This is a genomic window from Okeanomitos corallinicola TIOX110 (assembly GCF_038050375.1).
Taxonomy (GTDB): domain Bacteria; phylum Cyanobacteriota; class Cyanobacteriia; order Cyanobacteriales; family Nostocaceae; genus Okeanomitos; species Okeanomitos corallinicola.
The window spans coordinates 1,084,760-1,097,327 of sequence record NZ_CP150886.1; the positions used below are offsets into that span (position 1 = coordinate 1,084,760).

Sequence of the window (12,568 nt, forward strand, 5' to 3'; positions counted from 1 at the left end):
GCAATAACTAATTACCGATGACAAATGACAAACCTATTCAACGTTTACCTCTTCAACGTTGGCAAATTGCCCCAGCAAATATTGAATTAGCCGAAAAACTAGCGAATGTAAGTAATATATCCCCCATTATCAGCCAGTTGTTAATTAATCGGGGTATGGAAACACCAGAAACAGCAGCAAAATTTATCAATCCTGAATCTTTAAATTTACCTTCTCCTTGGGAAGATTTCCCAGATTTAGCTATCAGTGTAGAATTATTAGAAACTGCTATTACTAATCAAGAAAAAATCGCTATTTGTGGTGATTATGATGCCGATGGTATGACTAGCACGGCTTTATTATTACGCAGTCTCCGCGCTTTAGGTGCAAATGTTGATTATGCTATTCCCAGTCGGATGCACGAAGGTTATGGTATTAATCAACGAATTGTGGAAGAATTCAAAAGTGAAGGTGTAGGTTTAATTCTCACGGTAGATAATGGTATTGCTGCTTTTGAACCGATTGCTAGAGCTAAAGAATTAGGCTTAAAAGTTATTATTACAGATCATCATGATCTTCCCCAAAATTTACCTCCTGCTGATGCAATTCTCAACCCGAAATTAATCGCCGAATCTTCCCCTTACCGTGGTGTAGCTGGTGTAGGAGTTGCCTATATTTTAGCTGTCTCTTTAGCCCAACAAATGGGAGAGTTAAAAGGTTTAGTTAAACCCATGTTGGCTTTATTTACATTAGGAACTATTGCTGATTTAGCTCCTTTAACTGGTGTAAATCGGCGGTGGGTAAAACGGGGTTTAAAGTTATTACCTAAATCTACTGTACCCGGAGTAGAAGCTTTAATTCAAGTTGCTGGAGTCCAAGCAAGTGAAGGGGAAAACCATCAAAATCCTAAAAATTCTAAATCTTTAAAACCTGATGATATTGGTTTTCGCTTGGGTCCCAGAATCAATGCTATTGGTAGAATTGGCAACCCGCAAACTGTGATAGAATTGCTAACTACCGATGATATAGGAATTGCTCTAGAAAGAGCAATGCAGTGTGAACAAATCAACTCTGAACGTCAAAAAATGTGCGGAGAAATCGAACAGGAAGCGATCGCACTGGTGGAAGATTTATATGTAGAAAATTTACACAAAGACAGGATTTTAGTTGTTATCAAAGATAATTGGCATCATGGAGTAATTGGTATTGTCGCTTCTCGACTATTAGAACGTTATGGAGTTCCAGTTTTTATTGGTACTTTTGAAAATGACAATATGATTCGTGGTTCCGCGCGAGGAATACCGGAATTTAATGTATTTGATGCTTTAGAATATAGTCATGATTTGTTAGGTAAATATGGAGGACATAAAGCCGCGGGAGGATTTTCTTTACCAGTAGATAATTTACCAGCTTTGCGATCGCGTTTATCGGAATTTGCTAATCAATGTTTAGAAATTCAACACCTCAAACCTTTACTAAAAATAGATGCTCAAGCAAATTTTAATCAAATTAATCAAGATTTATTCCAACAATTAAATATTCTCCATCCTTGCGGGATTGAAAACCCAGATCCTGTATTTTGGACTCCTGATGTTCAAGTAATTCAACAGCAAACTGTGGGTAAAAGTAGAGATCACCTGAAAGTAATCTTAGCTCAAACTATAGATAATCAAAGATATGAAATTAAAGGGATAGCTTGGCGTTGGGGTGATTATTTTCCCCTACCAACAAGATTAGATGTTGCTTATAAACTACGGGAAAATAACTTTAATGGTAACAATAATATTGAAATGGAATTAGTTGGTGTCAGACTTCCCCAACAGGTGGAAAAATTATTTACTACACCAAAATTTTCTCAACCGACAAAATTTGCATATAAACAACGTGAATACACCTGTGGAATTTATCAAAACGGTGCGGATTCAGAATTAAGAATTAAAAATAGCGCAGGTAAGGTATTAGTTATGCAGCCAGAAAATAAACTAGGTTTGTTAGGTGTCAATCGTGACAATGCCAAAGCAGTAGATTTATCTTTACCTCAATATGATGGTATTATTCAAGCTGCTATTCAGGCTTTATCCGGGAATAGGTGATAGGTGGCAGTAAAGAAGTTTTTACCAATTACCCATCACCCACTACCTAATTTACAGGTTGCCTTTACGAAACGCGAGAACAAAAATTACAGCAGGTCCTGCAATTACAATCAATCCTACACAGGTTAATTGAAACACTACTTCCCAATTAACATTAGCTAAAGCTTCCATTTTTCCTCCAAGCTGTTTTAAAAAATTTAATAACTCAAGTGCAAAGCCCGCCATAGATCATATCTGGATCGGGGCAGCTATTTTTAAGTTACTTAACAAAATTATAGGAAAATACATGAATATGTAAACTAGGTCATTGGGTTATTCATTTCCCCCTTGTCCCTGACTGAATTCTTGAACTCTCAGAGGTAAATTATGGCTACTTGGCAATGTGTAAAACAGTGTGGTGCTTGCTGTCATCTTGACCCGACAGAGCGCCCAGAATTGGAAGAATATCTCACTCCAGAGGAACTAGGACTTTATTTGAGTATGGTGGGTGAAGATGGCTGGTGTGTGAACTTTGACCAAGAAACGAGAGAATGTACCATTTATGCAGATCGTCCTCGTTTCTGTCGGGTGCAGGTAGAGACATTTGAAGATATGTTTGGCATTGAAGCGGAAGAACTGAACGATTTTGCTATTGACTGCTGTCATCAACACATTGAAAGTATTTATGGCGATCGCAGTTTAGAGCAAATCCGGTTTAATCAAGCGGTTGGGTTTTAATTTAAATTTGAATTTAAATTTGAACTAGAATTTAAATTTTAAATTTTTACCTGTAAAAGTTGCAATTTATAACAATATTATGAGAAAATGAGAACAATATGAAAATAACTTAGTGACAGGACTAACACCTGTGAAACTTGACTCTAAAACTGTGAGTATTACTGAAATTGAAACCCAGTCCCCAACAAAAGAAAATACTGATCATCCTCAACACAAAAAGCAGGAATCAGTCTGGATGGTGTTGGGAACAACCTTTATTACAATATTTTTAGCGGAAATTGGTGATAAAACTCAACTATCCACCCTATTAATGAGTGCGGAATCCCATGCACCTTGGGTAGTTTTCCTGGGTTCAGCAGTTGCTCTCATCACTACCAGTTTACTAGGTGTTTTACTTGGTGGTTTTATTGCCAGTAAACTCAGTCCTAAAACTGTAGAAAAATCAGCAGGGGTAATCTTGCTATTGATTTCCCTGATGTTGGTGTGGGATGTAATTCAAGGTTAAATATTCAAATCTCAAACTCATACTCTCTGCGCCTCTGCGTGAAATAATCAATTCACACCTTCACTCACCAACACTCAAAATTTTATCAATCAAACCTATGGAATGGAATCTTTTAGGACTAAGCTTTATTACGGTTTTTCTCTCAGAATTAGGAGATAAAAGCCAGTTAGCAGCGATCGCATTATCTGGCCAAGGTCAATCTCGTAAAGCTATATTTTTTGGGACAGCAGGTGCTTTAGTATTAACCAGTTTACTAGGAGCATTAGCGGGGGGAGCAGTTGCAGAATTCCTTCCTACCAGGATTTTAAAAGCGATCGCTGCTTTAGGATTTGCAATTTTAGCCATTCGTCTACTGTTACCCGGTAAGGAAGAAGAAACCGAATGAAGGATTGAGAACGCATTTACGAGAATTTGGTTTTATAATGCTTGTGCTGCTTAATCAACATGAATTAGTTTTTTTGTCAATGCGTAACTCCTATGTATCTATATTTGTAACTTGCAGCCATAAAGACTACATTTTTTCTTTAAAACTACCACTATTGAGCATTTTATAGTTCCAAAAAACATAGACAAATATCTCATGCCTTTCATTTGTCGGGAATAACCCCGACAGGGCGAACTACAACGCCCTCTATCCCTAGACTAAATGCTGTCGGGACTACTTTACGTAAAATATTCAAACTACCATTGACATCAGCATGAATCAATAAACCATTACCTGCTCTATAAAGTTTAGTTTTGATTCTGCGACCACTAAATTTCACTTCTTTCGAGTCAACTTTGCCATAAGTAGGAATCACATCTTGGTCTAAAAAAGAAGCTACAGAAGTGTAGGACTCCTCAGAAACCAATACATTTATTCCCACTAATTTCGCTTTATAACTCAACTGCTGTACAAATCGGCTATGAGGAATACAAACAAAGTTTTGATTATTTCTACTGCCCAAATTCCCATTCTGTTTCCACAAGGAATTTTGACCTATTACTAAAGTCCCAATCCCACACTTGACTAAATGGTTAATAATTAAGCGACTGGCTTTATGCAGATAATCATCTACTCGAAAATTCCGTTTTTTAGTTAAACTTTGTAGTCGTTTAGAGGTCTTTTGATGTGCAGGTAGTAAAGATTGTAAATTGGCTTTTCTTTGATTATAATAACGATTAATTGATTTGATAATCCGCCCGGAAACCAGAACTGGTATAAATCCCGGCTGGTTTGATGTTAAGGTTGCTAGATTATCTATTCCTAAATCAATCGCTGCTATGGAATTAGGGTCTAAACCATAATCTGTTTCCTCTTTTTCATAGACAACTTCTACTACATAATGGTCAATCTTGGGGACAATTCTTACTTGATTGAGATAACAATAGTCTACTTTTGTAGGAATGTGAATCTGTGTTTGTGACAGATGAATCAACCCAGATTTCATTTTGGGTTTACTCACTGCTTGGGCTGTATAAACTAATAAATGTCTACCTTTTTCTTTGTGTTTATATTTAGGTAATTTCGGTCTACCTAAAAATTTGGATTTATCTTCTGCATAAGCTTTAATTGCTGCAAAAAAACTTAACCAGTTGCGATGTAGTCCTAATAATACTTGTTGGGCAACTTTGGCTGGTAAGACTCGGTATGGTTCTGTCGCTTTTAACTGTTTTGCTAAACAATTGTAATCGAGGTATTTTTGAGTAAAGATGAAACTTTGGCGAATATGGAAGTTAGCATAATTGTAGAGGTTTTTGGCAGCAAAACATAATTTATCAATCTCCTGATAATGGGGATGATTTCTTTGAATGATATGCCGCTCGACTACTTGCATACACTAACTGGTTTCTATGAATATTCGCCCATATATACTAACATATCTTAGATCTGATAATGCACAAAATTCTTGCTCAGTTCTCTTTGCACAAGAAAGTCTATATGAGTTATTTTAGCTGACTTCTGTGTGATTAATGACTATAGATGACTATATTTGTCTATAAATTCGGCGAAGTTTACCAATACTTTCGATGAAGTAGATATATTTTTAGATGGGGCAAACGTGGAAAGATTTAGCTAAAATGATTAAACAACAAGAACAAGCACAACAGGCACAGTTTATTGTTGTCAGTTTGCGTCGTCCGATGATAGAATCAGCCGAACGCACAATTGGCGTAACTCAAGCTAGAGGTGCTTATACTCAGGTTTTGGGTATTAAGTTAAGTGACAGGTGACAGGGAACAGGTAATAAATTGATTAATTACCCAATACCCAATACCAAATTACCAATCACCTTAATTTTCTGTTAAAAATAGTTTATAGATAAACAGGATTCGAGATTGCCTACGGCACGCTAAGCGAACAGGACGACCTACTATAATGACCTCCGAGCAAATAATTAGACGTTCCGATATATTAAACACCCAAGTAATCACCCGCGATAATGGCAAAAGGCTAGGTATCGTGAGTCAAGTGTGGGTTGACATTGATCAAAGAGAGGTTGTGGCGCTTGGTTTGCGAGACAGCCTCATCTCTATCTCTGGTCTACCTCGTCAAATGTATCTTAACAGTATCAATCAAATCGGTGATGTGATTTTGGTTGATAATGAGGATGTGATTGAAGATATTGAAGTTGAAAGCCTTAGTAATTTGATGAACTGGGAAGTCATCACCGAAACTGGCGAAGTGTTAGGTAAGGTGAGGGGCTTTAAGTTTGATGGTGAAAGCGGTAAAATTTACTCTATAGTCATAGCCTCTTTGGGAGTTCCCCAAATACCCGACCAATTTTTGAGTACCTACGAAATCTCAATAGATGAAGTTGTTAGTACCGGACCTAGTAGGTTAATTGTCTTTGAAGGTTCGGAAGAAAGGGTAAATCAACTAACAGTAGGCGTTTTAGAACGTTTAGGTATTGGTAGAGCGCCTTGGGAAAGAGACTTAGAAGAAGAATATGGTTATTCTGCACCACGGACAGTTTCCCCAGCTAACCAACTACCCAGTGGAGTACCATTAGAACCCCCCCGGCCTAGAGTCCGCACTCCTGAACCTGTAGTACAGGAAGAAGAATGGACAGAAGACTATATAGAAGAAGAAAGACCCCAGCGTAGAACAATGGAAGCCCGTTATTACGAATCCATACAATACGAAGAGGAACAGGAAGAAGAAGATAACTGGAGTGAAGCGACATATAAAGATAGATATCAAGAACCTCCAAAAAGATATGAACCTCAGCCTATCAACAACACATACTCTGACGAATATGATGAATATGATGATGATGTAGAAGGTGATGCTTGGGAAGATGCACCCAAACCTGTGAATATTCCTAAAAAGGTGAAGGAAAGACAAGTGGAATACGAAACAGAAGACGGATATTAAGTTTTTTGCACCCCCTCTACTACTATTCAGAGGGGGTTAATTATTCAAATTTGATGTGGTTTGAGTGGGACAAAGCGAAGAATTTAATCAATATCTGTTAATATTTGAAATCACGATTTTTATATTTTTAAAAACTTTACTTATTTACCTTTTTATATCATTAACAAACTGATGACTAATTAGGGTTTGCTGATAAAGTCTTGTCGTGGAGACAGGTGACAGGTGACAGGTGACAGGTGACAGTTTCAAGAGTTGGATGGGAACTATTTTTCCTTGAAGCAGGAATTAAATGCAAGGTTTTTCAGTTCTCACCTCATCAAAGCTTGCATTTTTTGAAAGTCAAAATCGCTAAAATCGTTTACCTGTAATGTTTTGAGATTTATTCAGCAAGCCCTAATTAACTGGTTTTAATGTAGAAGTTGGTTGTGGTGAAATTTCTGAAGCAGGAACACCCATGAAGAAAATTAGCAATACTAAAACAAATGCTGCAAATGCTCCTGTTGCTTTCACCTGAGTTTTATTCAAAGGGATTTTTGCTTCTAAACCAAGTTCACCTGAAAATAAATAACCTGCTATCCCAGCAAATGTTGCTGCTAAAAATCTCACAATAGCTAGAGTACCACCTGTCATTAGTCTAGGATTGAGAACTAAGACAATAAAAGTAGTTAATACTCCTAAAGCCATAGCTAAAGCAATACCACGTTCAGCAGAAGAAATAGTTTGTTTTGGTTGTTTTTGTGGTTCTGGTGTTTCTGGTGGTGTCATGTCATTTCGCTTTGGTTGTGGTGATGTAGTTCTATTATATTCTCCAAGTCTGTAGTTTTCTTTTTTAGATTCAACACCATTTAACAAATCCCGTGCATCAAAAGTTTCTGTAAGTCCTTCAGGAATAAAGGGTAAACTCTTCTCTGCATAAATAAGTAAGTTTTGATAATCTGCAAAAAGATGAGGATGTCCGGGAATTGGTACTTTTTCCTTTGCTTGCAAACCTTTGAAAGTTTTATGAATAGCATCAAATTGAGAACGAATTATTGCTAATAGTTCTTTGCGTGTGGAAATATTACCACTAATAGAAATAAAGATTTTCCGGTCTTCCTGGTCACTTTTGATTAATGCTCGACTATCTCTTTCTCTTAACACAATACCACTCCTCCACCAAGTTTGCTTCTCGGCTTTGTGGTGCATTCTCACAATAAAACGAGAGATAATACTACCAGGTAAAACATTATAATGATATTGAAAACCTAAAACATTTTCCCATTCCCCAGTTGCAGGTTCTTCTTTCGGTAACAAATCAGGAATTAGATATCTATCCCTATCATCTAATAGAAAACAAAGTTCAAACTTCTGCATCATTTCAATAATGAATTGTTTTTTATTGTCGGGATATTTAGAATTATCTAAAATTCTTTGTAGTTGTTGATATTGTAAAATCCCCCGAAATTGAGTCATGAGCAGATTGTCATTGAGAATTTTGTACACACCATTTGTTACCCATTCTGGATTGAGAACAGAAGTATCTTGTACGCGGGGGTCTTCACGGAAATTGAGAACTATTCCTAAGCGATGCAGTAATTCAATTAGAGTAGATTGTTTAATTTCTTCGGTAATTTTTTCTTGCAGACAAATACTTTCATATTCATGATAAGCAATGTAATCCTTTTTCATTTCTTCCAGTTCTTGTTTCACCAGAAACCAACTGAGGGGTAATAAATCATAAATATCTTCTAATTTATCAATTTCGCGTTTAATGATTGATAATAATTTTTCTACACCATCTCCGGTTTTACTGGATATAGGTACTATTTCTTTAATATTTTTGTATTTATTAAGTAAACCCTTTTGGTCAATATCCAATGGATGCTCATCAGTTTTATTCCCCACTAGGATAATTGGAGAATTACCACCAAAGCTTTGAATCATTTTCAGCCAGTATTCCAGTCTATTTTGGTTTTCATCTTCACGAGCATTAATTACTAGCAAATAAAGACTGCGTTTGGTGAGAAAAAACTGGTGCGTAGCGTGCATGATTTCCTGTCCACCAAAGTCCCATACATTCAAGCGGATGGTTTGCTGATTAACTTCTAGATACCAATTTTGAATATTGATACCTTCAGTTTTACTTTCATTGGCATCAAACTTATTTTCAATCAGACGTTTCACCAGAGAAGTTTTCCCCACAGTTCCTTGACCGACCAGCAATACCTTAGCTTCGTTGAGTGGCTTTTTCTCCTCAGTTTGGAGAGAGAAATAGTAGCTAAAAATCTTCGCGGGGTCACCCAAATCATCCCCACTGCTACCTAAAATTTCTGCGGGAATATTTAGCCGATTTTCACGCAAATCTAACCTTTTCAGGTTAGATAATTGTTGAATTTCTGCTGGCAAGGTCGTCAGTTGATTGTGACTGAGGTCAAGCTGAGTAAGTTTTGAGAGTTGACCTATTTCTGCTGGCAAGGTCGTCAGTTGATTGTTTCTGAGGTCAAGCCCACTGAGATTGGAGAGTTGACCTATTACTGCTGGCAAGGTCATCAGTTGATTGTTACTGAGGTGAAACCATCTGAGGTGGGAGAGTTGACCTATTACTGCTGGCAAGGTCATCAGTTGATTGTTACTGAGGTGAAACCATCTGAGGTGGGAGAGTTGACCTATTACTGCTGGCAAGGTCGTCAGTTGATTGTTACTGAGGTCAAGCCAGCTGAGGTGGGAGAGTTGACCTATTTCTGCTGGCAAGGTCGTCAGTTGATTGTCACTGAGGTAAAGCTGGTTGAGGTGGGAGAGTTGACCTATTACTGCTGGCAAGGTCGTCAGTTGATTGTTACTGAGGTCAAGCCAGCTGAGATTGGAGAGTTGACCTATTACTGCTGGCAAAGTCGTCAGTTGATTGTTACTGAGGTCAAGCTCGTTGAGGTTAGAGAGTTGACCTATTTCTGCTGGCAAAGTTCTTAACCGTTGACCAGAAAGGTTTAATGTTGTTGCTTGGTTTTTGGCAGCTTTTTGAATAATTTGCAGCAGTTGTTCATTAGTCATGGGTAGGTCAACCGTTTCGCGGAAGTCAAAAATAAAAATTATTATTACCCCATTGGTGAATCAAGGGGTTTGTATGTTTATTTGATTTAGTAACCACAGGAAAAACAGTTATTCGTTCTATTTTTTCACATTTGTAGCCATCCACATAATCATTGTTTTGTTATAGACATTATTAAATCTACTACCAGTTGCTGATACCAAGAATTGGTAGCACTTCACAAGCACTTGAAGTGTGAAGGTTGAGGAACTAAATAGTAAGCTGTTACGCAGCTAAATTTTATAATCTTAATATTGTTAAGTCTTGTGGTGCGGGCATCTTGCCCGCTAGACTTATACAAATTAAATGCACAACATCTTATAGGTTTTTATCAAGATTGGATAGATTTGTATAAAATAATTGCCTATTGACATAATATGCTAGTTTTAGCATACTAAAATTACATGACTGAAAAACAAGAAAAACCTCTCAAATGGATTGCAAGTGCGTTAGACGACTTGAAAAATTTCCCTGAAGATGTAAAAGACGTAATGGGTTATGCTCTTGACCTAGCACAGCATGGTCAAAAACACCCTGATGCAAAACCTTTACACGGTTTCTCAGGAGCAGGTGTTTTAGAAATTGTAGACGATTTTGATGGAGATACATATAGAGCAATTTATACTGTTAAATTTGAGGGTGTTGTTTATTTACTACATTCTTTTCAGAAAAAATCAAAAACAGGCATTGCTACACCAAAGCAAGATATAGAGCTAATAAAAAATAGGCTGAAAGAAGCTCAAAAAGATTATCAAAAAGAAATAGCTAGGAAAAACGGAGTCAAAAAATGAACAAAGAAAATGAAATTATTGCTAGTAGCGGAAATGTGTTCGCTGATTTAGGTTTATCCAATCCTGAAGAAAGATTAGTTAAAGCTGAACTAGCACGTAAAATCAGTGAAATCATTAAAAGCCAACAAATAACCCAAGTTCAAGCTGCTGAAATTTTAGGAGTAGACCAACCAAAAATATCTTTGTTAATTAGAGGAAGATTAAGTGGTTTTTCAGTTGATAGATTGCTAACTTATCTTAATAAATTAGGTAGTAATGTAGAGATTATAGTTAAACCTAAACCTGTAAATCAGGAATTTGCCCATACAACTGTACTCTAATAGTTGGCAAATAAAAATGAAATTCACAAAGAATTAAGAGCGATTGTATCTCAGGAAAAACAATCGCTATCTGTTTTCATTAATCCTGTAAATCCTGAAATCCTGTACTATGGCTAACGCCACCCTCCGCGAACGACTTCGCTCAGTAACCGTAAATCCTGTAAATCCTGATTCAGACGAATTCTTCAAAAATTCAAAATATCCAAAGATTGTTCAATTTCCAAATCAGAAATAATTGCTTGTGCATCTTGATATGCTTCCAGTTTTCCATCTTGCCAATATAAATCTGCTGCTTTCTGGAAATCCTCAAAAGCTCCCTGTTTATCTGCAATAATTAACCGAGCATGACCACGATTATAATAGGCATCACTGTAATTATAACTAATTTTAATTACTTGACTAAAATCATCTATTGCTGCTTCATACTCTCCTAAATCAAAATTGGCATTTCCACAATGAAAATAGGCATCTGCATAATCAGGATTGATTTTAATTGCCTGTTGATAATCTGTAATTGCTCTTGCATAATCTCCTAATTTTAAACTATAATCACCTCTATTTTTATAACCTATTGCATCATCAGATTTAACAGGAATCATTTTAAATAAATCATTTTTATGATCCCAAATTTCTGGAAAGCTTTCTTTGTTTTGACGATTAATAGCATCATGGGGACTAATTTTAATTGCCTGATGAAAGTCTTCAATTGCCCCTTGATGATCTCCAATTTGATAACGAGCATCAGCGCGACTTTTATAAATAGCAGCAACATTAGGATTAATTATTATCGCTTGATCATAATCTTTAATTGCCATTTGATAATTCCCTAACTGATAATATGCTAAACCTCTTTGATAGTAAGCTTTACCGTAGTTGATATTAATATTTATCGCTTGATTATAATTATTAATTGCTGTTTGATAATCAGCTAAATGATTGTAACTTAAACCTAGTTTATAATAAATTTCGACATCTTGAACTTTATTTTTTAATGCCTGATGATAGTTATTAATTGCGGCTGGATAATCACCTTGATGAAAAAAATTATCACCTAAACTTTCAGAATCTACAGGCAAATCTGCTGGCTGACCTTTATCTACAACATCAGGAGGTTTATTAATAATATCTTGAACTTTTTCTAAATAGGATAACAAACCCCCACCATATAATAATTGATTCATCCCAAAAGCAATTCTACCTCTTTTTAATTTAATCATTTTTGTAGGTAAAAACCCAGCCAAAAATAGATGATATTCAGTTTGAGCTTCATTAACTTCTTCCTGAATTAAAATACAAACAATTACTGCATTTTTGGCTACTTCTTCAGCACTAACCGACCATCTCACCGTCTCAAAATTACCCTGACGAGATTTAACTTCTACACCAATTTCCGAGTTTGCAGTCAGAGTAAAATCACTTCCCCCATCACCACCAAAGCGTTTTTCATAATCAACCTCTGTGATCAAATCTGCTAACCTTTCTTTAACAACTTCCTCACCTAATTTACCCTTTAAATTATTAATAAAAACATCACGCACTGGAGAAGTGCGTTTATATTTTTCTGCCATTAACCAACAAAATTCCCGTAAAGATTTTAATCTTTGTCCAGAAATAATCGTTAATTCACTATGATTTCCTGGTTTTTCACAGTGAAGGAGACACCCAGATGTTAATCTTTGCAGAAAATCAGATTGTAGCGATCGCAGTAAAGTAATCCAATCCATTTATATTAGGTAATAGG

General features: G+C 36.3%; 11 protein-coding genes and 1 pseudogene. 8 read left to right on the top strand and 4 right to left on the bottom strand.

Going from position 1 to position 12,568, the window contains the following annotated elements:
* The first annotated feature begins 17 nt into the window (after positions 1–17).
* Complete coding sequence (gene recJ / locus WJM97_RS04715; RefSeq protein WP_353931890.1) at positions 18–2,072, top strand: single-stranded-DNA-specific exonuclease RecJ; 2,055 nt, start codon at positions 18–20, stop codon at positions 2,070–2,072.
* Between the two features lie 51 nt (positions 2,073–2,123).
* Here recJ and WJM97_RS04720 read toward each other — a convergent pair whose 3' ends face one another.
* On the bottom strand, positions 2,124–2,243 hold the full coding sequence (locus tag WJM97_RS04720) for a photosystem II reaction center protein Ycf12 (RefSeq protein WP_353933108.1): 120 nt from the start codon (positions 2,241–2,243) through the stop codon (positions 2,124–2,126).
* Positions 2,244–2,438: 195 nt separating this feature from the next.
* Between WJM97_RS04720 and WJM97_RS04725 the strand changes: the two genes are divergently transcribed.
* From WJM97_RS04725 to WJM97_RS04735, 3 genes are all read left to right on the top strand, one after another.
* A complete protein-coding gene (locus WJM97_RS04725; RefSeq protein WP_353931891.1) occupies positions 2,439–2,789 on the top strand; it encodes a YkgJ family cysteine cluster protein in 351 nt (116 codons plus the stop codon).
* A 157-nt stretch (positions 2,790–2,946) separates the two neighbouring features.
* The gene (locus tag WJM97_RS04730; RefSeq protein ID WP_353933109.1) at positions 2,947–3,294 is read left to right on the top strand and encodes a TMEM165/GDT1 family protein; all 348 of its coding nucleotides are present in this window, start codon (positions 2,947–2,949) and stop codon (positions 3,292–3,294) included.
* A gap of 97 nt (positions 3,295–3,391) precedes the next feature.
* Positions 3,392–3,679, top strand: a complete 288-nt coding sequence (locus WJM97_RS04735) for a TMEM165/GDT1 family protein (protein ID WP_353931892.1) — start codon at positions 3,392–3,394, stop codon at positions 3,677–3,679.
* Positions 3,680–3,881: 202 nt separating this feature from the next.
* On the opposite strand, the gene WJM97_RS04740 is transcribed toward WJM97_RS04735, so the two are convergent.
* Positions 3,882–5,111, bottom strand: a complete 1,230-nt coding sequence (locus tag WJM97_RS04740; RefSeq protein ID WP_353931893.1) for a transposase — start codon at positions 5,109–5,111, stop codon at positions 3,882–3,884.
* 189 nt (positions 5,112–5,300) lie between these two features.
* Here WJM97_RS04740 and WJM97_RS04745 point away from each other — a divergent pair.
* A pseudogene (locus WJM97_RS04745) lies at positions 5,301–5,508 on the top strand (hypothetical protein); the annotation flags it as partial.
* Positions 5,509–5,653: 145 nt separating this feature from the next.
* The gene (locus WJM97_RS04750; RefSeq protein ID WP_353931894.1) at positions 5,654–6,652 is read left to right on the top strand and encodes a PRC-barrel domain-containing protein; all 999 of its coding nucleotides are present in this window, start codon (positions 5,654–5,656) and stop codon (positions 6,650–6,652) included.
* A gap of 393 nt (positions 6,653–7,045) precedes the next feature.
* On the opposite strand, the gene WJM97_RS04755 is transcribed toward WJM97_RS04750, so the two are convergent.
* Complete coding sequence (locus WJM97_RS04755; protein ID WP_353931895.1) at positions 7,046–9,679, bottom strand: COR domain-containing protein; 2,634 nt, start codon at positions 9,677–9,679, stop codon at positions 7,046–7,048.
* 441 nt (positions 9,680–10,120) lie between these two features.
* Here WJM97_RS04755 and WJM97_RS04760 point away from each other — a divergent pair, with 441 nt between their 5' ends.
* Positions 10,121–10,507: a type II toxin-antitoxin system RelE/ParE family toxin gene (locus tag WJM97_RS04760; protein WP_353931896.1), complete on the top strand. Its 387-nt coding sequence runs from the start codon at positions 10,121–10,123 to the stop codon at positions 10,505–10,507.
* Positions 10,504–10,827 carry a helix-turn-helix transcriptional regulator gene (locus tag WJM97_RS04765; protein WP_353931897.1) on the top strand — a complete coding sequence of 108 codons (324 nt, stop codon included), beginning with the start codon at positions 10,504–10,506 and terminating at the stop codon, positions 10,825–10,827. Before WJM97_RS04760 ends, WJM97_RS04765 begins: the two co-directional genes overlap by 4 nt.
* Before the next feature lie 185 nt (positions 10,828–11,012).
* Here WJM97_RS04765 and WJM97_RS04770 read toward each other — a convergent pair whose 3' ends face one another.
* Positions 11,013–12,551: a tetratricopeptide repeat protein gene (locus tag WJM97_RS04770; protein ID WP_353931898.1), complete on the bottom strand. Its 1,539-nt coding sequence runs from the start codon at positions 12,549–12,551 to the stop codon at positions 11,013–11,015.
* Positions 12,552–12,568: the final 17 nt, after the last annotated feature.

What these genes read in the sequence shown, in the direction of transcription:
- WJM97_RS04740 (WP_353931893.1), bottom strand. Translation starts at nt 5,111, where the DNA reads ATGCAAGTAGTCGAGCGGCATATCATTCAAAGAAATCATCCCCATTAT.
- WJM97_RS04725 (WP_353931891.1), top strand. Translation starts at nt 2,439, where the DNA reads ATGGCTACTTGGCAATGTGTAAAACAGTGTGGTGCTTGCTGTCATCTT.
- WJM97_RS04760 (WP_353931896.1), top strand. Translation starts at nt 10,121, where the DNA reads ATGACTGAAAAACAAGAAAAACCTCTCAAATGGATTGCAAGTGCGTTA.
- WJM97_RS04750 (WP_353931894.1), top strand. Translation starts at nt 5,654, where the DNA reads ATGACCTCCGAGCAAATAATTAGACGTTCCGATATATTAAACACCCAA.
- recJ (WP_353931890.1), top strand. Translation starts at nt 18, where the DNA reads ATGACAAATGACAAACCTATTCAACGTTTACCTCTTCAACGTTGGCAA.
- WJM97_RS04765 (WP_353931897.1), top strand. Translation starts at nt 10,504, where the DNA reads ATGAACAAAGAAAATGAAATTATTGCTAGTAGCGGAAATGTGTTCGCT.
- WJM97_RS04770 (WP_353931898.1), bottom strand. Translation starts at nt 12,551, where the DNA reads ATGGATTGGATTACTTTACTGCGATCGCTACAATCTGATTTTCTGCAA.
- WJM97_RS04735 (WP_353931892.1), top strand. Translation starts at nt 3,392, where the DNA reads ATGGAATGGAATCTTTTAGGACTAAGCTTTATTACGGTTTTTCTCTCA.
- WJM97_RS04755 (WP_353931895.1), bottom strand. Translation starts at nt 9,679, where the DNA reads ATGACTAATGAACAACTGCTGCAAATTATTCAAAAAGCTGCCAAAAAC.
- WJM97_RS04720 (WP_353933108.1), bottom strand. Translation starts at nt 2,243, where the DNA reads ATGGAAGCTTTAGCTAATGTTAATTGGGAAGTAGTGTTTCAATTAACC.